General features: G+C 54.2%; 19 protein-coding genes and 10 pseudogenes. 17 read left to right on the forward strand and 12 right to left on the reverse strand.

Features of this window, described 5'->3' with window-relative positions; all coding sequences use genetic code 11:
- Positions 1-120: 120 nt before the first annotated feature.
- From WLY71_RS20815 to WLY71_RS20825, 3 genes are all read right to left on the reverse strand, one after another.
- Positions 121-1,482 (reverse strand): hypothetical protein, encoded by a 1,362-nt coding sequence (locus WLY71_RS20815; RefSeq protein ID WP_347805035.1) that lies wholly within the window; start codon positions 1,480-1,482, stop codon positions 121-123.
- A gap of 386 nt (positions 1,483-1,868) precedes the next feature.
- The gene (locus WLY71_RS20820) at positions 1,869-2,399 is read right to left on the reverse strand and encodes a carboxymuconolactone decarboxylase family protein (RefSeq protein ID WP_347805036.1); all 531 of its coding nucleotides are present in this window, start codon (positions 2,397-2,399) and stop codon (positions 1,869-1,871) included.
- Between the two features lie 191 nt (positions 2,400-2,590).
- The gene (locus tag WLY71_RS20825) at positions 2,591-4,024 is read right to left on the reverse strand and encodes an FAD/NAD(P)-binding protein (protein ID WP_347805037.1); all 1,434 of its coding nucleotides are present in this window, start codon (positions 4,022-4,024) and stop codon (positions 2,591-2,593) included.
- Positions 4,025-4,280: 256 nt separating this feature from the next.
- On the opposite strand from WLY71_RS20825, the gene WLY71_RS20830 reads away from it, so the two are divergent.
- The 3 genes from WLY71_RS20830 to WLY71_RS20840 all read left to right on the forward strand — a co-directional run bounded on the left by WLY71_RS20830 (position 4,281) and on the right by WLY71_RS20840 (position 8,551).
- The gene (locus WLY71_RS20830; protein ID WP_347805038.1) at positions 4,281-5,345 is read left to right on the forward strand and encodes a hypothetical protein; all 1,065 of its coding nucleotides are present in this window, start codon (positions 4,281-4,283) and stop codon (positions 5,343-5,345) included.
- Between the two features lie 127 nt (positions 5,346-5,472).
- Complete coding sequence (locus tag WLY71_RS20835; protein ID WP_425589945.1) at positions 5,473-6,675, forward strand: transglycosylase SLT domain-containing protein; 1,203 nt, start codon at positions 5,473-5,475, stop codon at positions 6,673-6,675.
- Between the two features lie 1,015 nt (positions 6,676-7,690).
- Positions 7,691-8,551 (forward strand): sigma 54-interacting transcriptional regulator, encoded by an 861-nt coding sequence (locus WLY71_RS20840; RefSeq protein ID WP_347805052.1) that lies wholly within the window; start codon positions 7,691-7,693, stop codon positions 8,549-8,551.
- A gap of 18 nt (positions 8,552-8,569) precedes the next feature.
- Here WLY71_RS20840 and WLY71_RS20845 read toward each other — a convergent pair.
- Positions 8,570-8,783, reverse strand: a pseudogene (locus WLY71_RS20845) (transposase); the annotation flags it as partial.
- A gap of 87 nt (positions 8,784-8,870) precedes the next feature.
- Here WLY71_RS20845 and WLY71_RS20850 point away from each other — a divergent pair.
- From WLY71_RS20850 to WLY71_RS20860, 3 genes and pseudogenes are all read left to right on the forward strand, one after another.
- Positions 8,871-9,191 carry a carbohydrate kinase family protein gene (locus WLY71_RS20850; protein WP_347805053.1) on the forward strand — a complete coding sequence of 107 codons (321 nt, stop codon included), beginning with the start codon at positions 8,871-8,873 and terminating at the stop codon, positions 9,189-9,191.
- 297 nt (positions 9,192-9,488) lie between these two features.
- Complete coding sequence (locus WLY71_RS20855) at positions 9,489-9,905, forward strand: zinc-binding dehydrogenase (protein WP_347805039.1); 417 nt, start codon at positions 9,489-9,491, stop codon at positions 9,903-9,905.
- 360 nt (positions 9,906-10,265) lie between these two features.
- Positions 10,266-10,442: pseudogene (locus WLY71_RS20860) on the forward strand (Tn3 family transposase); the annotation flags it as partial.
- 31 nt (positions 10,443-10,473) lie between these two features.
- Here WLY71_RS20860 and WLY71_RS20865 read toward each other — a convergent pair.
- From WLY71_RS20865 to tnpB, 7 genes and pseudogenes are all read right to left on the reverse strand, one after another.
- Positions 10,474-11,050, reverse strand: a pseudogene (locus WLY71_RS20865) (plasmid pRiA4b ORF-3 family protein).
- A 3-nt stretch (positions 11,051-11,053) separates the two neighbouring features.
- Positions 11,054-11,269: pseudogene (locus tag WLY71_RS20870) on the reverse strand (transposase domain-containing protein); the annotation flags it as partial.
- A gap of 111 nt (positions 11,270-11,380) precedes the next feature.
- Positions 11,381-12,391: a site-specific integrase gene (locus WLY71_RS20875; protein ID WP_347805040.1), complete on the reverse strand. Its 1,011-nt coding sequence runs from the start codon at positions 12,389-12,391 to the stop codon at positions 11,381-11,383.
- A complete protein-coding gene (locus WLY71_RS20880; protein WP_347805041.1) occupies positions 12,388-12,963 on the reverse strand; it encodes a tyrosine-type recombinase/integrase in 576 nt (191 codons plus the stop codon). Before WLY71_RS20880 ends, WLY71_RS20875 begins: the two co-directional genes overlap by 4 nt.
- A 370-nt stretch (positions 12,964-13,333) precedes the next feature.
- Positions 13,334-14,587, reverse strand: coding sequence for a tyrosine-type recombinase/integrase (locus tag WLY71_RS20885; RefSeq protein ID WP_347805042.1), 1,254 nt, complete (start codon positions 14,585-14,587; stop codon positions 13,334-13,336).
- 146 nt (positions 14,588-14,733) lie between these two features.
- Positions 14,734-16,026, reverse strand: a pseudogene (gene tnpC / locus WLY71_RS20890) (IS66 family transposase); the annotation flags it as partial.
- A gap of 37 nt (positions 16,027-16,063) precedes the next feature.
- A pseudogene (gene tnpB / locus WLY71_RS31415) lies at positions 16,064-16,380 on the reverse strand (IS66 family insertion sequence element accessory protein TnpB).
- 663 nt (positions 16,381-17,043) lie between these two features.
- On the opposite strand from tnpB, the gene WLY71_RS20905 reads away from it, so the two are divergent.
- The gene (locus WLY71_RS20905) at positions 17,044-17,451 is read left to right on the forward strand and encodes a hypothetical protein (RefSeq protein ID WP_347805044.1); all 408 of its coding nucleotides are present in this window, start codon (positions 17,044-17,046) and stop codon (positions 17,449-17,451) included.
- A gap of 37 nt (positions 17,452-17,488) precedes the next feature.
- The gene (locus tag WLY71_RS20910) at positions 17,489-18,973 is read left to right on the forward strand and encodes an FAD-binding oxidoreductase (RefSeq protein ID WP_347805045.1); all 1,485 of its coding nucleotides are present in this window, start codon (positions 17,489-17,491) and stop codon (positions 18,971-18,973) included.
- A 501-nt stretch (positions 18,974-19,474) separates the two neighbouring features.
- Here WLY71_RS20910 and WLY71_RS20915 read toward each other — a convergent pair.
- A pseudogene (locus WLY71_RS20915) lies at positions 19,475-20,172 on the reverse strand (tyrosine-type recombinase/integrase); the annotation flags it as partial.
- Between the two features lie 67 nt (positions 20,173-20,239).
- Here WLY71_RS20915 and WLY71_RS20920 point away from each other — a divergent pair.
- From WLY71_RS20920 to WLY71_RS20950, 9 genes and pseudogenes are all read left to right on the forward strand, one after another.
- Positions 20,240-20,434 carry a hypothetical protein gene (locus WLY71_RS20920; protein ID WP_347805046.1) on the forward strand — a complete coding sequence of 65 codons (195 nt, stop codon included), beginning with the start codon at positions 20,240-20,242 and terminating at the stop codon, positions 20,432-20,434.
- Positions 20,435-20,584: 150 nt separating this feature from the next.
- On the forward strand, positions 20,585-21,145 hold the full coding sequence (locus tag WLY71_RS20925) for a recombinase family protein (RefSeq protein WP_347805047.1): 561 nt from the start codon (positions 20,585-20,587) through the stop codon (positions 21,143-21,145).
- A 4-nt stretch (positions 21,146-21,149) separates the two neighbouring features.
- Positions 21,150-21,920, forward strand: a pseudogene (locus tag WLY71_RS20930) (transposase family protein); the annotation flags it as partial.
- Positions 21,921-22,149: 229 nt separating this feature from the next.
- On the forward strand, positions 22,150-23,025 hold the full coding sequence (locus tag WLY71_RS20935) for a hypothetical protein (protein WP_347805048.1): 876 nt from the start codon (positions 22,150-22,152) through the stop codon (positions 23,023-23,025).
- A gap of 347 nt (positions 23,026-23,372) precedes the next feature.
- Positions 23,373-23,699: pseudogene (locus WLY71_RS20940) on the forward strand (transposase); the annotation flags it as partial.
- 113 nt (positions 23,700-23,812) lie between these two features.
- Positions 23,813-24,226, forward strand: coding sequence for a DUF6119 family protein (locus tag WLY71_RS31420; protein WP_425589946.1), 414 nt, complete (start codon positions 23,813-23,815; stop codon positions 24,224-24,226).
- Positions 24,199-24,531: pseudogene (locus tag WLY71_RS31425) on the forward strand (TIGR04141 family sporadically distributed protein); the annotation flags it as partial. The gene WLY71_RS31420 and the pseudogene WLY71_RS31425, both read left to right, overlap by 28 nt.
- A 166-nt stretch (positions 24,532-24,697) precedes the next feature.
- A complete protein-coding gene (locus WLY71_RS20945; protein ID WP_347805050.1) occupies positions 24,698-25,261 on the forward strand; it encodes a TIGR04141 family sporadically distributed protein in 564 nt (187 codons plus the stop codon).
- Positions 25,262-25,908: 647 nt separating this feature from the next.
- A complete protein-coding gene (locus WLY71_RS20950; protein ID WP_347805051.1) occupies positions 25,909-26,559 on the forward strand; it encodes a hypothetical protein in 651 nt (216 codons plus the stop codon).
- Positions 26,560-26,580 lie beyond the last annotated feature (21 nt).

Raw genomic sequence — 26,580 nt, forward strand, 5'->3', positions numbered from 1 at the left:
GCGTAGGAGTGGCTCTAAGGTCATCACTTGATCTGCTGAAGGCGTTCAGGGGGATTGATAAGGATGGGTGCATATAGAACCAGGGCTTCTGTCCAGGTTTTGCGAGGGCTGGCGCTGGGTTTAACTGGCTGCGTCGCTATTCGTGGCTGCATTCAGATAAGCGAGTGCCTCTTTTGGCAGGGCTTCACGCCTAGCGTTCAGTTCTTTCGACGAAATACTCGAGACATCGCTGCCTGCGCTTGACGCACTGCTCGTGCCAGGCTTTTCGTTGTTTGATTGCAGCGACTGCCAATATCCTTTGAGTTCTTCGGGGCTCTGCCTATCGTGACGCGCATTTGCGGCCAGTTGTTCGTGCAACAGCCGCATAAGGTCGTCGTCACTCATCAACATTGCTTTTGGCCTGCCTGACGGAACTGAACTGGACGTGCTTGGTGTGGCCGCCGAACTCCATTTCAACTGTTGGCCTAACTGCTGCAGGAGGTCATTGCTGGTCAGACTTGCGGGTCGCCGTTCCGGGAATGTGTCCAATGGCGCATTTGCCGGATCCCGCAGCCAGTGATCCTCATAGAAATTGTCGAACTCATGCTTGCCAAACTTATACTCCTGACCGGGTGGCGTTGCTGGCATTGGATTGGTCACGGCCCACTCCGCAGGCGCTTGGGGCTGGAGTGGCGCGTCTTGCTGTTTGATCACTCGCATCATATTGCCGAACCCTTTTTGCACTCGAACGCGGGCCACCCTGGCATGGGCGGTGAGCAGCGCCGCCGCGCGGCTGCCAGAACGTCCGTCATTGAGGCGCTGTTCAGCTAGCCACTCGGCCATTTCCCGGTGCATGGACTTCTTATCAGAGCTGATGTCCTTCGCTATCTTCTTGCGTTCCGCAGCAACGAGATCATCCCACGAGGGCTGCACTGGTCCGGACTTGGCGCCATGAGCACTTTCGTCGGTATTGGTTCGCTGCGGCTGCGCTTGCGGGTCGGCATGCGGCCGTTGCAGCTCCGGACGGTCTCGGGTGCTAGGCAAATCAGCCAGAAAATGGGCGATTTTTACCTCGGGCAATTCACGCGCATGCTCCAGCACCACTTGGTCTATGCTACCTGCATCATTGTCAAAAAAACGATGTGCGCGAAAGCCTAGGGCCACAAGCTCCAGTTTGCCGTCATGAGGCATGAAGTTAGCCAGTAAAATACCCTTGTGTTCTCCCAGCGTCATGCTTTTGCCGAACTGGGACACCGGGGTGTCCCGAGCCGGATTGGTCATAAATGTGTTGTATTGCAGCGCATTGTAGGCGACGGCAGCCATTTGTTTCTGCAGCGCAGTGCCGTGTGTACACAGGCGCAACAGATAATCCTCGGTACGCGAAGTGATGCGATGCTTGAGGCCGGCCTTGGGTGCGCCACTGGCCGCAGTGGCATCGGTGGCTGCGTTGTGAGGCGCATCCAACGGTGCTTGATGCGACAATGATGGACGGTTGACTTGCATGGATACTCCAGACAGATGATTTGCATCGTTAGTGGCTGACGGTTAGATACGGTTCCTGCGGGCTACCTGTAGAACGAGCTCGTAGTGTCCTATCCCAGCGCAGATGGGTTTGCGTTCAGGGTTCGAGGTCATCATGCGTCGATCCCGTCAGCCTCTATAACCACAACGTCGAGATTCCACTTGGCAACCGAGATCAGTGGACTGTTGACGGGTATGAGTTCCATCTCGCCTTTGTCCTGACGTTTTTCAGGATGTCCCTGCCTCGGTGGAGCAGGATCGTATTCCATGGCTATCTAAATACTCTTGGCCACCCTCTCGCCAGCAATGTCTGCCACGACAAGCAGCATCCTGTCGATTGCGGACGGGGATTCTGCCTCGGAGTTTTCTTAGCTCAAAAGCCTGGTCCAAGAGGTCGGTGTTGCATCCAAAGGCACCTCTAGGTTTTCCACCAATACAGCGGTCATCCAATAAAAGCCAATTAACAAAGTCAGCGTTGCAAGCTGTTCATCGGCATAATATTGTTTTAACGAAAAGAAAACACCGTCTGATGCTTTGACGTGAAAAAAACAAGCATCCACATAGTTCAATAGTGCATTTTGCTTCGAGTCCAATACGTTTCCTTTGTCGTAAAGCAACTTGTCAAGTATGTCCGGGGTGATCCCTACACTCTGAGCCAAATGGGCATGCTGCATGATTTCGTAACCACACTCACTGAGTTTAGCAAGTCGTAGTATCACAAACTCTCGGTCAAAATCTGAAAGATTTGCCTTTCGAAATGAACCCCCTAATGCAATATAGCTTTCTATGTTTTCCGGGCACAAAAGCGCAGCACGAATAGCATTAGCCGGGAAGCGTTCATACTGATGCCGCAACTCTTTATTTACACTCATAACATCAGGAAAAATGACCCTGTCCATTTGGTATCCTCGAAATAATTAAAAGCAAGAGTAAGCACGCAATTAGGCTTTCAACCCGATTTTCCTTAGTATGGGCGAATCTCACTCATACCCATTGGATATTCTCGCGTCATCCGCAAATTTGACCGCGCTTGTTATGCCATGTATCGGTGCTGCACCGTGTCTGCAAAAAAAACTGTATGGGTTAAACATCATCCCGCTTGGGTGAGGTGGTATTTCATGGTTGATGCTAATCGCTCGATGTCGTGAGCTATTTTCTTTGCACCGTAACTGGTTGAGTAGATTGAATTAGCGGTAAACACCCCTCCTTGAACTATTGACCCATTAGCGTAAATTGGAAAATCGTCGCTAACTCGGTGAGTAGCAGTGTTAATAGATACTCCGCCATTCCCATTAAATTGAAGAAGCTGCTTGTTTGCCAAGTGTGATAACAGCGGGTCTGCCTCTGCTGACTGAAGGCCGGTGGCATTGATAATGGCGCCGTAGGCGTCTAAATTTGTTGTTAAAAGCTCATCCGAGCTGAGCATCCGAAGTTGACCACTTTTGAACAGTTCTGAGATAATTTCCGCATTGCGTAGCGGCATGGAGTGCGCGATCCTGCCTAACCAGGGATTCACCTCATTGTTGAAGCGAGTTTTATCCGTCGAAGATAAAGAGGGCCAGATCATATTCAATCCATCGATCATATCCATCAAGATATCTTCCCAAACATTTCTATTTTGCTGGCAAAGGTTGATTTCATGATCCAGCTGCGTTGCCGCGCGTCGTCCTTCAGCGGAAATAATATCAACCAAACGCACATTATTTTGTAAGAGGTAATGCTTAAACATGTCTATCATGCAACAAATACGCGAATAGTCCTCCGGTAAGCCTTTGATTTCAAATAAATAGTTGTCAAGAAATTCGCGACGTTTAGGCTTTATTACATGATGGCGGACTGAAGGGAAAAGCTGGCTGGGTGAATGAATATCAATCTGTCCTTTATGTCCACACCCAGCCAGATGGGCCAAGGCGTCAATGGCTGACAGCCGGCTGCCCAAGACCAGTATCGAGGCCGCTCTATCGATATCTGTCAGTTGTTGTGCAGGGTAGGGGGAAATTATTTTTCTTTTAGCGAACATTGCCGGAGCTTTTTTAAACGGAAGTCCAGTAGCGATAATCACTGCATCATACGGCGTACGCTCACCGTCATTTACAATGCAGGGGCGGCTATAATGGTCAATATGAATACTGCTGACGGTTTTGGAAATGAATTTTATTTTCCCGATATGCGATTCCGCAAGAGATAACTCTCTTCTTAAATAGGCAACAGCCGAATCTCTTGACACTACGTCGCCACTGCTTACCTGCAATCTCTCATGTTGATTGACGTAATCCAGCAGGCCGTTTTGAGCGGCGGGGTCAATAAAACTGACCCCAACGCTTGTGTTAAGCAACATGTTTCCAGATCCTGTATTAAACGCTCTCCCTTTGAATGGAATGCCCTCCTCGTAAATATCTATTGCAATATTTTTATCTTTCAATACATTACAAGTCGCGATGGCGCTGATAATGCCTGCTGGGCCTCCGCCAATGATGCCGATATTCATACCCACTCCTAAGCTACCTGCTTTGGCAATATTCATGATTCTCTCCCCGTAAAACAACTGAGTGGCAATGATCCGCTCAACGGTTCCGGAAAAAAATGAACTAAAATGGGTTTTTGTTGCCACCGAGTCTTCAATGGCTAACGGACCGAATTGATTGGTTGCAGATGTCGTATTGGCCCGAGCCATTCTTAACTGACTTTGGCAAGGCAGAGCGGAAATTTGAAGGCGGTGGAGAAAGACGTGAAGACCAATCCTCTAACAAATACCTTGAAAGCTTAGCTGGTTTTTCTGGTTGTCATTACCCTCGCTCTCCTCATCGGCCACGCGGAAACGCCTTGTTATACCTGTCGGGCGTGGTTCACAAGCTCAGCATAATCACTCTGGTGCGCTTTCGCCTGCCCTGATCAGCCATACCACTCAGCTTGCTTTAGACCGACTCGAAGCTCAGCCCGATGGGCACTACCAGCTCTTTGCGCTACTGACGCGTAATAGCATCGCCGATGGCGCTTTGCACATTCGATCATTCCAAGGGAAAAACGCTTACTACGGCCAAGAAGTGAAAGTGCTAGGTGGAGAGTCGGCCCGTTTAACGATTCGCGCCAGATTAAACGAGCAATCCGAGTACGATATCATCGGCATTGACTTACACCTGATTTCGTCTGAACAAACCGAATCCCTTAATCTGTCTAACCCTCCCGCCATGACAAACGATGATATACCTTCAGAGCAGCTACCGATTTCTGGACAATGGTTAGCTCAATGTGGTGGAGTTCAACTGGCACAGCCAATGACTCTTCAAAACGATCTGCAGGTTTTTTCGGGCACCTCTTTACCTTCGGGCGCATCGACCAGCACCCAATCCATGGTGTTTTCTCATGACGGTTGGGCAGCTGGCGCGTCGAGCGACATTCCCGGTGCTCACCGGACCCACGCCGCTCGAACAGCCAACTTCGAACCCTACCCGGCGTCTTCCTCGCGCACTCGAGGATCGGCGCCAGAAAAAGCACCGGACAATCCTGCGCAGACGGTTCCTCAAGGCAAGCGGCCAAAACGGCCAGGCGCAACGGATGACCAGATCAGGGCACACATGAGAAATTCTGACGGCGAGCTGAAAACCAGGAAAGCCGTCGTCAAAGCCCTGCATGCCGCCGGATTAGGGGCAAATACTACTCGCCTCAGTGCCCTGCGGCAGAGGGAAACACGGCTGCGTCCAGCAGATGAAGAGGTCGGACGGCAAATTCAAAACCATAACCGCCACCGCCACCGCCACCGCCACCGCCAGCATTATGCGTGCCTCCGGATGGCGGATAGGGGAAGCGCGCATCAGTTCCCCGCTGCGCAAAGAGCGAGACCGTGAAGATGAAATGCATTGATTGCGACCCCAACCGTTTTCGATTGCAATCCGCTACCTCTATTCTCTATTAATGGAACCCGTTCGACGTTGGCGTCACCCACAAGGGAGCCCTTTCAGGACGACCACGTCGATGCTGCCGCTTTTACCCCACATGTTGGATTACGAGAAATTTTTGCGCTCGATGCAGGCGCTCGCCCTCACGCTGAGTGCGTTGTGCGCGGGCTGCCAATCCATGGGGCGCATGGACGAACAGGGCAGTGCGCGGTCTCCTCGAGTGCTCGTAGGCCTCAGGCCTGTCGCGGATTTGAACCTGAGCGCTATTGCGGGCGATCCCACGCAAGGTCTATGGGCACGTTTGGGGCAAGGGTTCACGCTATTGGATAACAACGGGAGCAATCTCAGGATTGAGCAGCAACGTGACTGGTTTGTCAGCAACCCGTCTTTCCTAGGGGGCGCCAGCGGCCGCGCTAACCGCTATATTCACTTCATTGCGCAGCGTCTTGATGAGCGAAAGATGCCACCCGAACTGGCGCTACTGCCCATTATCGAAAGTGCCTACAACCCCATGGCCAATTCAAACCGCGAGGCGGTGGGGCTATGGCAATTCATTCCCTCGACCGGACGTGATTTCAATCTGCATCAAACCGGGTGGTATGACGGCAGACGAGACATCCTTGCCTCCAGCAACGCAGCCATGGACTACCTGACGCGACTTCATGATCGGTTCAGTGGTGACTGGCTGTTGGCACTGGCCGCGTACAACGCTGGCGAAGGGACCGTCAGTCGGGCCATTAAACGGAATCAGCAGAGGGGCCTGCCGATCGACTATTGGCACCTGACACTGCCTCGGGAAACTCAGGAATATGTGCCCCGGTTGCTGGCGTTGTCGCTGCTGGTGAGAGAGCCACATGTCTATGGCATCAAGCTGAGTCCGGTGGCCAACGTGCCTTATTTCGAGGTGGTCGAACTCAGTCACCCGGTGGACCTGGCGAAAGTTGCCGTCGATGCCGGGATCGAAGAAGCCGAACTGCTGGGGCTTAACCCGGCGTTTCTCAAGAAGGTGACACTCGGCGGTCCTGCACACCTGCTGGTGCCCCGAGCAAAAGCACAGACGTTGTCCGCCAGCCTGTCGAAAATGTATGACGAGGACCTGGCTGTGCAACCCGTACCGCAAAAGCAGATGGATCAACCGGTTTCCGTTGTGCAAATGAAGCCGTCGATACTCCCCCAAAAGCGACCTGCAGCCGCATCAAAAACGACCAGACCCGACAAGCTGAATGCTTCGAAAACGAGTGTGGCAGTGGTCGTGTATTCGGTCGGCCAGACGCCCTGAATTGTTTTTTTTTAGTCTTCCTTCCCCAACTTTGTGAGTGGAAGTTGGATCCTGATAGCGAACGGATCGCTGCTGCAGTGAGGGGTGTTTGTATCAGTAGTGATACATGTGACCATGGGTTTTAATCGTCCGACTATGTCCACAATAGTTCCCTTCGGCTCAAGGTCTTCCCGACAAATGGCCGGACAAATGTTCACCGACTACCTGTAACTGAATCTGACAAAATTCACGGGAACGGTTATTTTTTAGCCAACTTTTGTGCGTTCAAAAAACCGTAAAATCGGCGGGTCTCCCTCTCGGGGCGCCCAATAGCAAAGGCGTGGAGCCGATTGCTGGCCAGGGGCAGATATCAGACTTGGCAGAAAGTTTAATGCAGCAGTAGGGAGGGTTTAACAGAGCATTCTAAACAAATACACCAACAAGAAAGCGTTAAGAAAGTCACTAATGGGTGCTCTACAAGTCAGCGTTTATTGTTGCGACAAAGATCAGATAGGTATAACTAAGATCCATCAATTATCGAGCCGTACGGCATGGCGTTCATTCTGTTTTTGTCGCATAACTGTCGCTTGCGGAGGCATAAATCAGGCGGTGAAATGTTTGTAGGGTGGGTATTGAAATACCGTTATCAGTAGGTCCTCCGATGCCGGCATTAAAATGAATTGAAATGGGCTATAGTGAAAAGTATTAGCGCGGTTGATATATGTTTTTAACCTGTTGATATTAAAAGCAAAAAAAAATCACTTAATCAACAAGTCGAATCCGTCATTTTGAGGCGAAACACTGGGGTTGGAAAGGAACTTGAATAATCATTCAACTTAAATCCCTTAGGGTGGAATCAAAGTGCCATCGCGCGTTTGGCGCGTCAACTCGGCCGTCTGGCGCCCGGGAACTAAAATTAGATATTGCTGCCTTTTATAAGCATGCTATTAATAGTCCCGCTTGCCCAGCGCGAGAAATATCTATGAACGAAGGAATCGTTATAAGCAGCTTCGACTTGCAGGGTGATACAACTGCAATGGATGTTCATCAAATTGCAATAAGTACCGCCCACGTAAAACTGGATTTGCTCTTGTGTGGTGAAACGGGAACCGGTAAGGACACCCTGGCCAAACATATTCACGAATTGTCTGATCGGACAGGCTCTTTCGTGGGCATCAACTGTGCCGCGATCCCCGAAGCGCTTGCTGAAAGTCAGCTCTTCGGCGTGGTGAACGGCGCTTATACTGGGGTAACCCGGTCTAGAATGGGCTATATCGAGGCGGCTCAGAACGGTACGCTGTATCTCGATGAAATTGACAGCATGCCGCTGGTCTTGCAGGCCAAGCTGCTGCGCATCCTTGAAACCCGTGGTATTGAACGCTTGGGTTCGACCACCTTTGTGCCCTTGGACTTTCGCGTAATCGCTTCTTCGCAACGTCCATTGGATGAATTGGTGGAACAGGGGCTTTTCCGACGCGATCTGTTTTTTCGGCTTAATGTGCTGACGATCCAGCTGCCCGCCTTGCGCAAGCGTCGCGAGCAGATTCTGCCCCTATTCGACCAATTCACCCATGCCGTGGCTGCCCACTTCGAACGGGCAGCGCCGGTGCTGGACAGCCACTTGGTGCAGGTATTGTTGAGTCATGACTGGTCCGGCAACATCCGTGAGCTGAAGGCCGCCGCAAAGCGTTACGTGCTCGGCTTCCCGATATTGGGAACACAGCGGATCGAGGCGCGCGATCCGATGTCTGACTTGAAGTCCCAGCTGAAAGTGGTCGAGAAAATGTTGATCAAGGACTCGCTCAAACGACACAAGCACAGCCTCGAGGCGGTGGGTCAGGAACTCGATCTTCCAAGACGTACGTTGTATCACCGCATGAAGGAGTTGGGCGTTTGAGTCCACGTCGCCTGCACCTAAAGTGCCAAAATACCGCATCATCCTGAAATGCTTTTCCGGGATGTGCTGAATCACCGGCGCAGCATGTCGGCCTGGTTCAACGATTCCTGCTGATAGGTCTGCGTGCGATGATCCAAGTAGGTGAAGCTCAAGTCGCACTGGAGGTGGGGTGCGCTAACCGGCTGCCCGAAACGCGCGGTTTTTTCAGGTAGCGGCCCAGGAAATTGAAGGTCTGCGGCCGTTTGCTTTTTTCTTCGACGCATACCGATCTCGCCTGGGGCGCGACCGTCAGCACGCGGTACACACCTATCAACGGCTGCTGCCGCATCTGGATCTGGCCTTGCTGATCCTGGACGATGAGCAGGCGCTGTTCGAGGAAACCGACATCGAGTCGACCTTCAGTCACTATCGGCAGATGGGTGTAAATGAAGTGGTGATCAAACGTGGCGCGCAGGGCTGTCTGGTCCAGCACGACATCGCGTTGCATGAAGTCTGTGCGACAACTGTCGACAGGGCGGTCGATACCACGGCCGCCGGTGATTCATTCAGCGCGGGCTACCTGGCCACCCGGCTGCTCCACACAGCTCTTGATAACCCAAAAAACAAGTCCAGAATCAAGTCCTTCCTGCCTCAGGAATAAAAGAAACCCCTTAGATTTCAATGGGTCGGACGCCAGATACGAGTCTCGTTTCCGCTCCCAAAACGTAAAAAACGCCGCTCACGGAGCGGCGTTTTTGTTTGCGCGTAGTTTGTTGGGCTGCGTCGAAGAGAGATCACAACCTCTGTTTTGTTCCAGCACTTCTGCGGAAGCTGCCTCTAAACTCGTTCTTCAGGCCTGTAGGTGTTGGCAAGAGACCATTCGAAAAATTAGCCGTTGGTCGAAAAAGCAATACTTCATCCATGGTGTGGGCTGAAGTGTGGGCTGGCAGGTTTTTCCATGGCGCTGGGTGCGCAGGTGACCGTGTTCGATATTACCGAGGACAAGCGGCAGGACGCGCTCAGGCTGGGCGCGATCAAGTATGTCAACGTGAGTCGGCCGGCCGAGCTGCAGGGGCTGAACAACAGCCTCAACATGATCATCAACACCATCCCCTCGGGTCACGATCCGCTGGTGTATCTGAAGATGATCCGGCTGGGCGGCGAGATGGCCGTGCTGGGCCTGCCGCCGACCGCCGAGACACCCAAAATCTCCACCTCGGCGCTGCCGAACGTGCCCCTGGTCAAGGTCTACGTCTACGGTTCGAACACTGGCAGCGTCAGCCAGATCCAGGCCATGATGGATTACTCGGTGGAGCACGGCATCTATCCAGATGTGGAGGTCATCCCAGTTAGGTGTAGCGACCTGCATTCATAAACACGCCGACCTGCAATCAGCGCGTTTTTCGACCAGAATTAATTGCGTCTATCCGGCCCCACGAACCTGGATTAATTGCGAATGAGCTTGCATCCAGCGGCACGTGCTTGCATTCCATTTGCGCAGGCTCACATTAATTGCAACTAGCCGGTTGGGAACAACGGAGCAGGAAGTACACATAACCCACAACCCGCCTAGATAGCTGGCAAGCCGCTTAACGTGTGACTCGCTACGTTAAATCGGCAACCCCGCTGCCAGCATTTTGTCGCGTAACTCAGCGGCTCGCGCTGGATCGAGCATGTTGCTGAACAATGCTTTGATTTCGCTGGGTCTGGCGTCGAATTGTTCCACCAGATCTTTTACACACTGCGTTACCTGCGCAATCCGCAATTGGAACGTAACGTGCACCGCTCACAAAACCGCATCGAGTCCTATCACCAGCTACGCTCGGCCATCGCCCAGGTCGGGGGCAAGAAAGAACTGACCGGTCGAACCGATATCGAAATCGAGATCAGCAACCAGTGCGCGCGACTGATCGGTAAGCGTCCGAACTACACCGCCTTGAAACTCAGACCTTAATATCCTTCAACCATTGATTGACGCGCTCCCATTCGAAAACCGTTGGATCGAAGGTACCGCCATGCCACTCCAGCATGTCTTCATGCTCCGGGTGGTTGGGGTCAGCCATCACTTCAAGGAAGTCGGCATAACCCGGCCCACCGCCAATGTCTTCCGGCGGGCAAGCATTAGCGCCGTCGTTGCAATAGGGCACCAGGACAGGCCCCGGCGGGCAATTTCTTTTCGACTTTGATCCGATGATCCCAGCCGTCGCCGAAATCATAGAGATAGCGAAACGTCTTTTTCCCGGATAACGCTTTGATCGGAGTCTTGCGGGTCTCCGGGTTCACGGGTGGACCCCACCCATCGGGGTCGGGAATGCCGTAATTTTCACCGGCAATTTCAAACTCGTGCATATGTCCTCCCTCCCAGCCCATCGCGAACTGGATCACAGTGTGCAATTTGCCCAACGTGATGTTCTCGGGCACTGCCACGCGGCGCCAAATGGCAGGTTCGATCCACTTCAATTCAATGTGCAGTAACAGCAAGTCAGGTTCGGGTTTTAGCAAACGAACAGTTTTGACCATGGATCAGGCAGCCTCGCAGAGTTCCGTGGAGGTGAGAGAAACGTTCCAGGGCAGCAGTTCGTCGATCCGATTAATCGGGTGGTCAGCGATGCGCTCCAGCACGTGTGTCAAATAGGCTTGCGGGTTCAGGTCGTTGAGTTTGGCCGAACACACCAGGCTGTAAATCGCAGCAGCCCGTTCGCCGCCGGCATCGGAACCGGCAAACAGGTAATTTTTGCGTTTATGCCAAGCTTGGCATAAACGCAATTATCCGCAGTCGGAAATTATGTCGGGTATGCGGCGGCGGCGGCAGCGCGTCTGGTTGCCCACCACTGCCGACTTTGCATAATTTCAGGGACTTTCCAGAAACTTCAGCAGGGCGTCAGTCGGACGATAGCGCGTGCGCTTGGTTTGGGGTGGGCCGATGGTGGCCAGCGCACGCTCCTTCATGGCCAAATCGGCTTCGACATAACCGTGGGTGGTGACTGGGCTTTCGTGGCCCAACCATAGAGCGATGACGGTGATATCCACCCCGGCTTGCAGAAGGTGCATGGCTGTCGTGTGACGTAGCGTGTGCGGTGACACCTTGCGTTGTTGCAACTGGGGACACTTATTTATCGCCGCAGTGACAGCCAAGGCAATTCGCTCAGCCACATTCGAGCGCGTCATTGGCAGTCCGCGTCGGCTGGGTACGAGGGGCTGCTCCGCCCGCAAACCAACGTACTGCAGCCAGTGACGGATCTCGACGGCCGTTTCCTTCCACAGCGGCACGGTTCGCTGCTTACGCCCGTTGCCGTGCAGGCACACCGAGGGCGTGGCTTCCAACGTCACGTCAGCCACGCGGATACCGATCAACTCGGAGACGCGGGCCCCCGTGTTGTAGAGCAGCGCGATCAGGATACGATCGCGCCGGCCACACCATGTATTGGCATCGGGTGCGGCGAGCAGTGCCTGAACCTCTTCGCGGGAGAGGAACCCGAGCAACGGCTTGTCGAAGCGCTTCATCGGGATGGTCAAAATTTGCTGGGCCAGCTGCAGAGCTGGCGGGCATTGCAAGGCCACGTAATTGGCAAAGGCTCGCACGGCTGCCAAGCGTGCGTTGCGGCTGCGCACCGAGTTGTGGCGCTCGACTTCAAGATGGGCCAGGAAGTCGAGCACCAATGTCGCATCGAAGTCGTTCAGCGTCAGCTTGGCGGGCGGTTTGCCCCTCTCGCTTTCGGCGTAGCGCAGCAGCAGACGGAACGTGTCACGGTAAGCCGTCACCGTTCTCGGGCTCACGTTCTTTTGTTGTATGAGGCGTTCGGCAAAGAAGCGCTGGAGCAAGGCAGAAAATTCGGCAGGATCGGCCAGCAAGGGGTTCATTGCGATGCTCCCAATGCATAACGGTGGAAGCGTTCAGCCGCAATCGACATCAGTTCCGGCACACCGGTTAAGTACCAGTAGGTGTCACTTACCTTGGCATGCCCCACATACGTCGATAGCGCCAATACGGCGTGCTCGCCATCGATGCCCTGCTCGTAGAAGCGCAGCATGCTACCCACGATGAAGGTGTGACGCAGATCGCGCAGACGGTGATGTACATGGTCACCGCGCGGCTGCCAGCCAAGTTTCCGGCACAGCGTCTGCAGGGAGTACAGAACTGCGCGCTGATTGACCGGGAGGCCATCATCGCGCAAGAAGAACTGTGCGCAGGCAGGCTGAGGCACGACTTGGTCGCGCCGCCGGGCATATGCGCGCAGCTGCTCGGTTACGCTCGGATGCAGTGGCACCAGACGACGCTGATGGAACTTGGCCTCCTGGACGTTGAGTACTCCGGCCTCTAAGTCAACGTCGGCGCGGGTAAGCACAAGCGCTTCGGCGATACGCAGTCCACTTGCGGCCAGCAATCCAAATACAGTCCGGCAGGTTAAGGCGCGCAGCCCGTTGATCGGCATGAGATCATCGGTAGCCTTGAGGAGCGCGACCAGCTCCGCCGCCGTGTAGATGTGGGGGGGGGTAGCCGCCGGTGAGCAGAGTCGAAGAGACCGTGTGGTGGAATTTCGGTGGCCGGATTGAAACGCAGGCAGAAGCGAGCGAAACCATGCAGAACCTCCATGCGGCGCGCCCAAGTGAGTGGGTTTGGACGCCGTGAAGAGCGGGCCCATGCGACGGCAAGCGCCACCGTCAGATGATCCGCAGTGCTGATCTTGTCAGCGAAGCGGGCGAATGATCTGAGCTGCGTTTCATCGATCGTCAGCTTGAATCCGAGGCCGCGCCGATGCACCAAATACGCCTCGACGTGTGACATCCAGGAGATCGGCGTCTTCATGAGCGACTCCCGGGCCAGGGCAATGCGACGGTGCGTAAACCTTCCAGGTCGACGCGGGCGTAGGCGCTTGCCGTGTCAATGCTTCGGTGGCGCAGCAGGTCGGCGATTTCCTTGACCGACGCCCCGGCGCGCTGCAGACGGGTTGCCGTGGTTCGACGGAGGACATGGGTATTGCAGAACTGATCACGCAAGCCGCAGCGGACGAAGGCGCGATTCATGGCGTTACGGATGGTTGCCACGCTGAGCGGTGTGTCGGCGGGCGCTCGGTGGCGCACGAACAAATTGCGGTCGGTTGTCTGCGGTCGTCCGTATCGCAGATAGCGGGCGATCGCCTCGCCGGTGGGCACTGGGAGAGGCAATTGTTGTACGCGTTTGCTCTTGCTGGTGTCGAGCGTAAGCGTGCCATTGCGCCAGTCGACCGACTTCAGTGTCAGGTGGGCCACTTCATCGCCACGCAAGCCAAGGTCAAGCAGGCAGCGTGCAATGGCGTAGTCACGCAGTTCGACTGGATTTGAGCAATCGAACGCCTTGAGAAACGCCTCCAGCTGGGCGTCCGAACGTGCCTTGGGCAAGGTGGCGTGCCGCCAGTCAGCGACCCTCGGGAGCGCCGCCGAGAGTGCGTCGGTCGACTCCCCTAGCAAGGCACGGAAACGAAAATAGCTACGCAAATTGTTGCACACCACCCGCAGCGATGCCGGTCGCAAGCGTGGGATCGATGTAGCCAGAAACGCATCAATCTGGGCGCCAGACAGTGGTGATAGAACAAGCGGTTCGGCTCCGAAGCAGTGAATGAGAAGTGCCCCGACATCTTTGCATCGACGAGCATTCGTTTGAGGTGCCACGCCGCAGATGTTCTGAAGGTATTCGTCAAACCGGCCAAGCTCGGCAGTGATCGGATCATCTCCGAGTGATTTCACTGGACGCTGCTGTGCCAGTTGCTTCAGCAAGTACCGGAGTGCCGCCCGGGTATCGGCCACACCAGAATGCAACGACATAGAACAGGTGCAGACAGGTAAATGCTCACGTATGAAGCGCTCGGTGAGCGCTGCATCGATGTTCTCCAAACACAGCGTTTCGCCTTTCATCCAATGGCCGAAGCGGGCCAAAGCATGCAGATAGAGGCGGATCGTGGACTTAGCGTAGCGTTGGGTAAGCAGGGCTTCGACGTAAAGGGTGATGGTGGCGCTGAGCGGGCTGTTATTGAATTCTTGGCGGCAAGAAAGTCTCGCCAGATATTGATCCGCAGGCATGGTGTGCTCCTGTAAAGAGGGCGGGCTCTACAGGAAACCACCGAAAATTATGGCGTGTCCGAAACGCGCCAGGAGACCCGAAAAGCAGGCGGGTATGCGATCACGAAACCGGGTAGGGGCGAACTGAGCATAATTTCCGACTGCGGATAATTGCGACCCAACGCGACGGCGCGCAGCGCCCGCTCCGCGGCGTTGTTATCGATTTCGATCCGGCCATCATCGCAGTAGCGCGTTAGCGCCTGCCACCGATTGAGGGCATAGAGGATCGCACCGCCTAACGCCGATTTTTTCGACAGTTGAGTCAGCGTCTGGCTGAGCCACGCGTTTAATTGTTCAAGCAGTGGGCTTGTCCGGCTTTGTCGAACGGTCCTTCGTTGATCGGGTGGTTGCCCGCGAATCTCGCTTTCGATGGCATACAGGGCCGCTATCCGTTGCAACGCCTCGGCGGCAAGTGGTGAAGCCTAGTCTTTGTAGACATCGTAAACTTGCGACGGACGTGAGCCCAGCATGCGGCTTCCTGAATGGTGCCCGTGGCATACAGCTGAGTAAAACCGGCGTAGCCGTCAGCCTGCAAGATCCCACTGAAGCTCTTGAGATGGGCGCGGGGATGCTGCCCCTTGCGATCCGGCGAGTAGGCAAACCATACCGCCGCCGGCGTCGTGTAACCGGCAGGTCGGTCGTCGCGCACGTACGTCCACAGGCGAGCCGTTTTGGTTTTGCCGTTACCCGGCGCGAGCACGCCAATCGGCGTGTCGTTGGCATGGACTTTATGGCCGTTCATGACATGACGCTCAAGGGCGTTGATCAGTGGTCGCAGCAGTTGGCTGCTCAGGCCGACCCAGTCGGCCAGAGTTGAGCGCTCCAAATCCACGCCCTCGCGAGCGTAGATCTCGGATTGCCGATACAACGGCAAATGATCGACAAATTTGGACACCAGCACATGGGCCAGTAACCCCGGGCCTGCAAGGCCTCGGGCTATCGGTCGACTCGGCGCGGGCACTTGGGCGCTCGCAGCAGCGACACACCAGCTTCGGACGCACATGGCGAATCACCTTAAAACGTGCCGGAACGTACTCCAGCACTTCAGCCACGTCCTCACCCAAATGGCGAAGCTTCCCGCCGCAACCAAGGCATTGCGACTCGGGCTGATGCACATGGATTTCGCGAGGCAGATGTTCGGGTAACGGCTTGCGCCGAGAGACCACGCGAGGTGGCGGTTCGGTTGGCGGCGTCAGTTCAGTCTGGCTGATTTGCAGCTCTTCGAGACTCAACTTAAGCTGGTCGATCATCGCGTCCAGTTGCTCGGAGCTGCGACCGAACTGCGCGCGACACAGCTTGGCGATCATCATCTTCAACCGCTCAATCTCTGCCCGCTGAGCAGAGACCAGGGCCTTCAAGGTTTGAAGATCGTTAGGCAGGGAATCGGTCACGAGAGTCATGACCGAATATTACTGGGGATTTTTTCAGCGCGGCAAGTCAGACCGCGAGGACGGGTGCTGTACGAATTGGCCTGCGCCAATCAATACCTTCCAACAGCATCGACAACTGCGCGGCCGTCAGCGACACGCTGCCGCTGGTTGCTTGTGACCAGACGAAGCGCCCTTGTTCCAGTCGTTTGCAAAACAGGCACAACCCGACGCCGCCCCCCACAGCAATTTGATCCGGTCACCGCGCTGTCCACGAAAGGCAAAAATCTGACCGGAGAACGGGTCGGCTTCAAGCTGAGTTTGCACCAATGCTGCCAAGCCGTCGAAGCCACGGCGCATGTCCGTGATGCCAGCGGCGATCCAGATACGGGTCCAGCGGGAGGGACAAGCTCTTGATTCAAAACCAGATGTAGACTCAAAAAATCAAACTTTGCTCTCGCGCTCTTTTCCTTTTCGCGCTGGTGCAGTTATATCCACATTCAAAATGGAAGGTATGTTTTCCTGAGCTAGCCGATATATTTCTTTGGCCTTGAGGTACTCTTCTACCACAACGTGGGAAGAGTTAACATCGTTCAGCTTCGCTTTTTTGTAACTGAACAAAGCAGTTTTTTTTTGGTTTCCAAATATATATTCTTGGCGATACACCATGGTGATTTGGCGTCTGGATCGTCCGGGGCGCTCATCTGTTCGCCTCCAACGACGTGATGACCGACAAAGCATGCCAATTTTACGGAGAATTTATTTTAGATACAGGACACTAGCCTCCTTATGCGAGTGATTTCGTCTAGCGCCTATTTTCGCTTAAGGCTCTAATGGAACCAGAAGGTTAACCGAGACCACTTACAGAATATCTTTACGTCTTGGGAGACTCATTGTATGAGACCAGTCGGATCACCTTCTCCGTCTACCCCGATGCCCTCACTACAGCCACCTGACTCATCGGCTTCGCAAACCAGTGGGATAGCGAGTCATTCAGTCATTCAATTAGCCGCTCACTCAGACACTCATACAGTGCCTGATAGGTATACTTTGAACAATCGCGTTATCACGGTCGGAAGCTTTTCGCCGCTTGCTCAGTCACAAGATAAATCTTTACTGGCAGCCATGTTCAAGCCCCAAGGGCTGATTGAGGAAACAGCCCTTCCTACGGGTGGAACCCTATACCGCTACAAAGCGAATGTTCCTGACCAGGCTAACCAGTACAATGTGCAGGCCAAAGTTAATAGCGCAGGTCAGTTGGCACATTTGGAGGGTCGTCCAGCAGCAAACGCTGAGGGCAAGCCGGTGCTAAGCTTGGAATTCTACCCTCGTCAAATGCATCGAGCAGGCTTATCTAGTAGTACTTCTCAGGCATCTGACAACTACGGATTCAAGTGGATTGAAGAAAACCTACAGAACTTAGGGAGAGCTGGCCAAGTTTTCCCGACAGAGCCCTGAAATGCGCGCTACAACTACTACCACTACGGGAGGTCTGATGACTGCACGCGAAACTGTAACCAGCTATCTGGAGTTCGTGAACGGATTGAGGGTACGAGGAATTAAGGTCGAGGAAACGAATGGTACGGATTTCCCCGCGAACGCCGCGATGCACGACCGTGCGGCTGCCGTGCCGGCCGTCGTCATTTCTCCGCGCAGCGAATGGGGCGTAGTGCAGACGCTGCAACTGATGGCGGAATCGAATCTGTACGACAAGGTGCCGCTGTCGGTCAAGAGCGGTGGTCACGGCTATTTCAACGGTGCGACCTGCACCGGCGTCATGCTCAATCTGGCGGACATGACTCAACGCCGCATTGCCGGCGACACCCTGTTCCTGGAGCCGGGCTGCGTACTCGGACAAACCATCAACATCCTTGCTAAGCACCACAAGGCGGTTCCACACGGCGACTGCTTCGGTGTCGGCGCGGGCGGGCACTTCCTCACTGCCGGGTGGGATCTGATCTTCTCGCGCAAATACGGCCTGGGGTGTCAGTCCGTGGTGGGCGGCAGGGTCGTACTCTGGGACGGCAGCATCATTGACGTGGACGAAGAAAACCACCCGGCCCTGCTGCTGGCAATGCGTGGTGGCGCTATCGCCGGGGTGGGGGTCATCACGGAAGTTCGCTTGAAGCTGATGGATGAGCCGGCGCTGGCGACTTGGCGGTTTACGCGGATCACCCGGGAAGAGCTGGCCACCTGCGTGGCCCATGGCTTCTTCGCCAAATCGGCCACGTTGCCCCGGGAGGTGTCGGTTTCCGTCCGCTTCCATTTCGAGCCGGACCAGCTTGCTCCGGTGTGCTCGTTCAACGTTGTGAGCCTGCTGGCCGCCAATACCACCGTGCAGCTTCTGCGCGAAACCCTGGGAGACGAGGTCACCGATATTGTGGCCGATCTGGCGGCGTGGTCCCAGAAGACTCTGCTCGACCTGCGCATGTTGCCAGCTTCGAATTTTCTGGCCGCTCACCCGGAAATGCTGGCCGAAGTGACGGCGCAGGCGCTTCACGGCAATCCCCTGCTGTACTGGAAGCACACCTCGTCCGAGCGCGAGATGGCCAGCTCCTTTTTCACCTCCATCTCGAGCTGGGTCGTGCCAGACTGCGAGCCCATGCTCCTTGATCTGTATGCCGCCTTCCAGTCCGCGCAGGCGCACCCCTTGCGCACGCGGATGTACGCCCTGGTCATCCTGGGCGGAGGTCGCATGACGGAGCTGAAGGAGGTCTGCTCTATGCCGTTGGGTGAGGCGCTTGGGCGGTTCGAACTGCACTGGGACGACCCAGCGACCGAGGAGACCTGGAGCCGCGACTTCACGGTCAAGGTCCACTCGATCCTGATGTCGAAGCAGGATCCGGGGCCCGGCCGTCCCTACCGCGGAGATATCTGGCTGCCCGAGCAGGCGCATGACGAGCGTCTGGAGACCATCCGCAAGGCGTACGGGCGTGGTTCAGAAAGGGGCGTGGTTCAAGTCGGAGTTCCACTTTCGTGATTGGCGCCGCGGGACGGGAACCTGTCGTCGGAAAAAGATCGGGTCTGCGCTTACAACCGGTGCTGTTGCACCGAGGCGAGCGGGGCGAGGACTCGCCTTTCCCCGCGGTCTCAGTTGGCGTCGCGCGCGGTGCGGACGGAGTTCGGGCGTCCGGCCGCGACATGCGGTTCAGGACAACCGCAGGCTCGTCGCGTTAGCAGCTGGCGAACGAAGCGAACCGCGGGAGGTGGCAATGGATCAGAAGGCGAGGCAGTAGAACTGGTCGGCAGCGGACATGACTTGCAACTGGTTGCGGGTTTCGGCGAAGCCGATCATGCTTGTGACGAGCGACGAACCACGAGGCGGCTGATGGACGGATTTGTTGTCGACGCGGGTCCGGCTGCGACCGACGATGCGATGTGGGCGATGTGTTTCGACGATTCGGGGATGAGCTCATCCCCGGCAGGGTAGGCGTAAGGATTGCTGCGTAAATGAGTAACAGCGGCCTGCGTGCACCCGGCTTTAACTGGTGGGCGCAGCAAATGCCGAGTCGATCTGCCGGGCTCGCTTGAGGTCGTCGCTGTGAAGGTAGACGGAGGTCGTTGCAATTGACGCATGTCGCAGGTTGTCGCGCACCGCCGTCAGTTCAGCACCGTTTTCAAGTGCATGGGTGGCGTGCGAGTGGCGCATCCAATGCGGACTCGCTCGGCGCAGCTTTTCGGCGAGCGCCGGGTTGCGCGGCTCGATCACCTCGGCCGCCTGCAAGAAGAACCGGCGCATCACCCGCCACAACCGCGCAGCGGAGATGCCCGTGATGATATCGGGTGTGAACCCGCCGACGAGCCGGACCTTCGGCTCCCAGCGCCCAGGAGTTGTTGGTAGGCCCCGCTGTACCAAGTACCGATCCAGGGCGGAGCGCGCCAGCGGGGGGGCAGGACAACTTTGCCGGCTTTGGCGCCCTTGCCAAGCAGGTGCAGCCAATGTGCGCCGTGCGCATCGAACTCGATCGCACCCAGTGTGGCGCCGACCAACTCGCTGGCGCGCAGCCCCGTCGCGAAGTCGAGAACGAAGCGCAGCCTCTGTGCCGCCGGCGCCGTCCACCGATACGACCATTCGAGCGCGTCGGCCACGGTGCGCAGCAGCGCCCCTTCGCCGTTGACGAAGACATGCGTGATGGCGAGCGGCGTTTCACGCGAAACCCCGCTCACTTTGATGCCTGAACCCCTCTGGAACAGCGGCTTCCAGGCTTCATAAGGCAATTCATTGGAAGTGGTTTAAGGCAGCGGCATGAGGCTGGTATTCGCAACAAAAGACCTAGCATTAGCTGTAGCGACCTGCATTCCTAAACACGCCGACCTGCAATCATCGCGTTTTTCGACCGGAATTAATTGCGTCTATCCGGCCCGCGAACCGGGATTAATTGTGAATGAACCTGCATTTATCCGCTTCGACCTGCAATCCAACGCGACCGACCAGAATTAATTGCAAGTGAGCGGCCGCCCGTACTGTTCCATATGGGTAGACCTCAACGATACGTTTGAATGAGACAGTTTTCTTGTCTCAATAAGGTTGTATTTCGCTTTGGCATGCTACTTTCATAGGTTCTAAAGCCTAACGAGACAAACTTTGCCCATGGCGCTTTACGGATACGCTCGTGTTTCCAGCAGCGATCAGGATTTCGTGCTGCAAGAAACAACCTTGCGCGACGCGGGTTGTGATGTGGTTCGTGCCGAGAAAGGAAGTGGGGCAAGCCGGGTGGGGCGAACGGAGTTGCAGACGCTGCTCGATTTTCTGCGCCCTGGCGATACGCTCGTAGTGACACGCATTGACCGACTTGCACGAAGCATCAAGGATCTTCAAGACATCGTTTACATGCTAAAAGAGCGTGGCGTTAGCCTCAAGGCGACTGAGCAGCCAATTGACACCCTGAGCGCAGCAGGGAAAGCCTTCTTGGACATGCTGGGTGTTTTCGCAGAGTTTGAAACTAACCTGCGACGTGAACGCCAACTCGAAGGAATTGCTGAAGCTAAAGCTCGAGGTGTCTACCGGGGTCGTAAACCGTCCATTGATCCTCTCGAAGTGCAGCGCTTGCAGGCTGAAGAAAAACTAGGCGCCACAGAAATTGCCCGAAGGCTTGGCGTCGGTCGTGCCTCGGTGTATCGAGTATTGGCTCAGCATGGAAGCCAGGCGTAATTCCATACCTGTCGAATCGTTGCTGCAATTACGGCAACGACTTGATCGCTTGCCTAAAAGAAGCCCGGAACGAACTGCCCAGGTGGCCGCGATAGCGGATTTGTACGGGGTGTCTCCCAGTACCGTGTATCGAGCACTGAACATCATTCATAAACCCCATGCGGCCCAGCGGGCCGATCACGGCAACCCCCGTGTGTTGCAGAAGGCCGAGCTGGAGCGCTACTGCGAGCTGATTGCTGCGTTAAAACTCCGTACAACAAATAAGCAGGGGCGACACCTCTCTACCCGTCGCGCTATTGAGCTGCTGGAAGACTATGGAGTAGCAACGGAACAGGGCCTGGTCAAAGTGCCTAAGGGGGTGTTGACCCGTAGTACGGCAAACGAATATATCAATCGCTGGCACCTGGGTCAGTCCCGACTATTACGACAGCCACCGGCCACACGTTTTCAAGCGGAAAACAGCAACGACTGTTGGCAGTTTGACCTGTCACCCTCCGACCTTAAGCACATCGACAAACCGGACTGGATCGATCCGAGCAGGGGGATGCCGACACTGATGCTGTTCAGTGTGGTGGACGACCGCAGTGGTGTGGCTTATCAGGAATACCGCTGTGTATACGGTGAGGACGCTGAGTCTGCGCTGCGTTTCCTGTTCAACGCTATGGCGCCCAAGGTTGACCCCACTTTCCCCTTTCAAGGTCGTCCGAAGATGATTTATCTGGACAACGGCCCGGTCGCCAAGCGCCGAGTCTTCCAAAACGTCATGCAGGCGCTGGACGACCCTTTTGCTCTGGGCTCCAGTGGCGGCGCCACTCCTGACCCAAAAGCTCCCCACTCTTATCGTTGCTGTTAGTCATAAACATAACCGTTTGCCTATCCCTTATCGTAAGGGGGAAACGGTGTCCTGTCTTTCATGGGGCTTTTTCACTGGCGATGAAGCGCGCTATGGAACCCAATGAGTGTGAAAACCACTCAAGCTATTCATTAATGAATCTCGAGAGTTTTTGAAAATGCCCATTCAACCCCTCAGCATATCCACGAACTATTCAGCTAATCGTTCCAGTGACAGTATTGACTCTAATCCACGTCCGCTTAGCCCTGCTCAGCGGCAGAGCCAGGAAATCATTAACGACATCCTGGATGTCCAGAACTCAGCTGAGCCAGCACGATTCATCAATCGTCTTCCTGACCACATTGCCACCTTGCAACGGCTTGCCGAGCAAGATACCTTTACTACCCCGCGGCATATAGATGAGTTCGCCAAAAGCCAAGGATTTGCAACGCCCCTTTTGCCGTGCACCACAAGTGGATCCTTAGGCGTGCGGCTTGTCACTGTGCTGGAGCTTCAAGAGCAACTGCACAGCTTGCAAGGGCAAATGAAGGCAATGAACGGAATTCACCAGCGCCCGGATGATGTCGATCCGAGCTTGGGTATGGCCAGCAAGTTGATAAGTGGCTACAAATACATGCTGTTGTTGGCAGTGTTGAGCAATGTCTATGCTGCCGGCAAGTTGATGTTGGAGCATACACCAGGGCGAGAATCGAACACGGTGCTCGGGTTGGCTCGGGAAGTTGTCGCTCTGGCCATCCATCTCAAGTTATTTGGCGATATGAATTCGGACTTACGTGTGCTCGGACAAATAAAGAACACTCGAAACAGCAACCTCCATGATATACCGCAATTGAACTTGAACGATCCTGTCGGGAGCTTGACGGAGGCGCTCAGTAAAGTTGAATTCATGAAGCAGCAGTCTGCAGCTTTGACCAAAGCAAGAGATCAAGCTAAGGATAATTTGATGAAAAAAGATTTGCCCTCCGTTATGGCGGGTTTTTTAACATTGGCGTTGGCTGGGCAATTTGTAAGCATGGCAGCTCAATAGTTGTAGCGGTCCCGCGCTGATCAGGGCACTCCGTTGGCTCGATGAAGTGCGCGGTACTGATACTAGCCCTCCAACGGCGGCGTACATCTCGCTAGTGTGCTGTTTGCGCTACACTTCAGGTGCCATTCCTAACTAGGGAAACTCTGAAAAAGACTTCCATCTCTGGTGAAATACTCACCTCATACGAATCGTACGGTTGAGCCTCGATGAAACAGCTGTCCTTCGCCGATGCCGAATATGCCGGTAAACGTAAGCAGACCCGCCGCGAGCGCTTCCTGATCGAGATGGATCAGGTGGTGCCCTGGAAGGGTTTGATTGCGTTGATCAAGCCCCATTATCCGAAAGGCGATGCGGGTTCCACCGGTGTGGACAAGCGCACGGAACATCAGAACCGAACAATGATCTGGTCGATTGCCGCCCGGCCCAGCACGTACAAGAAGCATGGAAAACAGTGTTTGATCGCTCGCATGCGATGCAAGATCGAATACGCCAAGGCGCAAGTCAGGGCTAAAGTTGAACATCCTTTTCGAGTGATCAAGCGTCAGTTTGGTTATACGAAAGTGCGCTTTCGCGGTTTGGCGAAAAACATCGCTCAGCAGACGATATTGTTCGCATTGTCGAATCTGTGGATGGTGCGAAAACGCTTGTTGAGTGCAAGTGAGGTGCGCCTGTAATGCGGGCCGATCGCCCTGAAACAGCACGATCAGAGGAAAGAACCGTGAATTAAAGACAGGAAGGGGCTGTTTTCGGCCGACTTGGAATTTTTTGAACCTCATGCAGCGAGGGCATCAAAAATCGCTGGCTACTTCAGACCTTCCTTAATAGCGTGGCCCCTGGAAAAATTGCCTCAATTGATCGTCAAACTTTCGATGCATCACCTAGGATAAGTAGGACGCAAACCGTTAAGCCTGCTTCTGTCTCAGACTATATGATTAATGCCGAACAGGATCTGTTGAGAGGGCTAGTAGGATTTACAAAGGCCGAATACTCAGAGACGCTTGGGACGCTGATAGCCGGCATTGACTCTTTCAAGACGTCAGTTTCAGTAGAGCTTTCAGGCTTGAAAGATTTTCTTAAGTTAGCCCTGGAGCGCGCGGCCTCTAAGGACTATCTTGCCCCCGATGCTGCCGGACATCAAAGTGAATGTTCATGGGTTGAAAATTTACTCCTGTTAAAAATAAGGAGCTTATCGATAAACTAGAGAGGCATCTTTGGAAAGCTCTTAACTCACCAGAAAGAAAAGATATGTGGCTTGCGATACCTGATATTATCGATTGGAGTGGTGTAACCGGCTTTGCTTATCGCAAGGGCGCCGGAGATAACGAGATTGAAACAGTTTTAAATCTCGAAAAATTCCTTTTTACGTTACGTAAAAATGCAACACTGGACACCATCAAGCACCGAGAAATATTGATGAGGTTTGCGGATGGTGCTCCTCCGAGAATATTAATGCGTTTAAATGTCTTTATGCCGAGGTTAAACATGACTCGGAATTATTTATATTAAACGTAGGTAGTTAGTTTAAGGTGGAAAAGTCGTTTCAGGCCATGATTGAAAAGTATTTTTCTGAGCTGCCGCGAAAGCCTTTCGTCGGCCCTTTCATGGAATACGATCACGTTGGCGAAGGTGCATATAATGAAGATGTATGTGCGCGAGCCCATGCCTCGCACGAATGCTTGATAGACAGCTGATTAGGTTCGGCGGTAGTTATGACAAGATCGAAGTGTGCGATATCTACAAGGCAAGAGAGCCTGGAGGTAGAGGCGAATTCGTACACGTTAAGCGAGGTCGTGGTTCGTCAACACTGAGTCACTTACTTGCTCAGGGATTAGTTGCGTCCTCGCTTATGGTCAGAGAGCGGGAGTTTGTAAAAGACGTGAATATACAGTTGATTAAACAAGGAATAGCGGCAGTCCCGGAGTCCTTCGAAGATAAAGGTAATGACGTGGTTTACGCAATAATAGATGGCCCTGTGAATGTCGAACTGGATATCCCTTTTTTCAGCAAGGTCACGCTTCAGAAATGTGGAAAAACGATTTCCTCATACGGATACGACGTTAAGCTGATGCATATTCCTGAGTCGGCTGCTTACCTTGCGATAGTCGCTCAGAAGGAGGCCGTAAAAGCCGCTAAGAAAAAGGCTGAGAAGTCCGTCGGTAAAAATGGTATTGACAAGAATACTGCTCGCAAGAGGGCTAGCACCAGACAAGATGATAGTGCGGCGACGGCTGTATAGTTTGCGCACACTGAGAAACCTAGCGAGTCTGGGTTTCTCCATGCGATCAACACACCGAATCGTCCGGCAGGGGGCCTATACCGGCCTGTCATAGTCGGCAGATATACATCCAGCGAATATGCCATGCGCCGGCATGGGGGGAAACAAGCATATGCATGAGACAGCCCCTACCTACTCGCCACTTTGACGGTCAAGCAGCGCTTCCACCGCACAGGCCAATGCTCCATCGGCCTGCTCCAGGAGTCGCTGAGATCATCCCGATCGATCACATGAGCTCGGTGCAGAGCGTGTGCTTGAGTCAGCAGAGCTTTGTGGTGGGCTCCGGGGTTCTCAAGCAACGCGACATCTTCCCGCAGCATGACTTCCCACAGCGCGATCGCCCTGGACTTGTCGGCCGGCACTTCAACGTATTCCTGGTTCATCACCCTTACCCTCGTCTGCCCCCAGTATACTGTACGAATAAACAGTATATCGGCGGAAGGTAGGCGGGCTACGTCGGTCCGATGAAAATCGACCAGGGCGACCGGTGAGCGCTGCGCAGGAAAACGACTGACAGGCCAGTTAGCACCTAATAACGTCGTAGGGATAAGAAGGGTTTTCGTGTGCAATACTGAATACTTTATTTCTATCGCACAGGGATGATCGGAGTGAACTTTAACCAGTCCAATATTGAAGAGCTTGTTGAGAGAACCTTAACGATCGAATGCTTTGATATAAGAATCACCCAGAATTCCGACAATTCGCCATTTTCGTTCCGGGGGCCAGGAAGCATTGCTTTGCAAACTGACGGAACTTTGCTCCTAAATATGTACGATGCCGACAAAAAGTCTGATATGGCCGGCATGATGCGGCTGTTCTTTGATCGGAGTAACGGAATTGTACAAGAAAGTGAATATTTTTCGCTTAGTGCTATAGATGAAAAAGGTAATGCTTGGGGATATCCAAGACTTTACGTAAACGGTGGGCTGCGCACCGGCTCTCACGGCACCATTATTAATCTAAAGATACCTAGTCTCCGTACTTCAAAAACCCCAAGGAAGCCGTTCGATATGGCTCAGGCAGAAATTATCATTCTTGGGAAGTTCCAATTACCCTTCAACAAGTATGAAACCAGTGATGGGTACTCAACACTTACTTTGCTCGATATTTCTACAGATGAATTCGAGTTTAGAGTCAGCCAGAAAGCGAAACATCTCAAGATTGATGTGATTGCTCGAAAGCCTATTATTGATCAAAACTTCATTGTAAAACTAACAGAGGGGCTAGGGATTCTCCGAACAAGTCCTCAGATGTGCTGAAATACGCCCTTACCACCTGAT

This window comes from Pseudomonas rossensis (genome assembly GCF_039888995.1).
Taxonomy (GTDB): Bacteria; Pseudomonadota; Gammaproteobacteria; order Pseudomonadales; family Pseudomonadaceae; genus Aquipseudomonas; species Aquipseudomonas rossensis.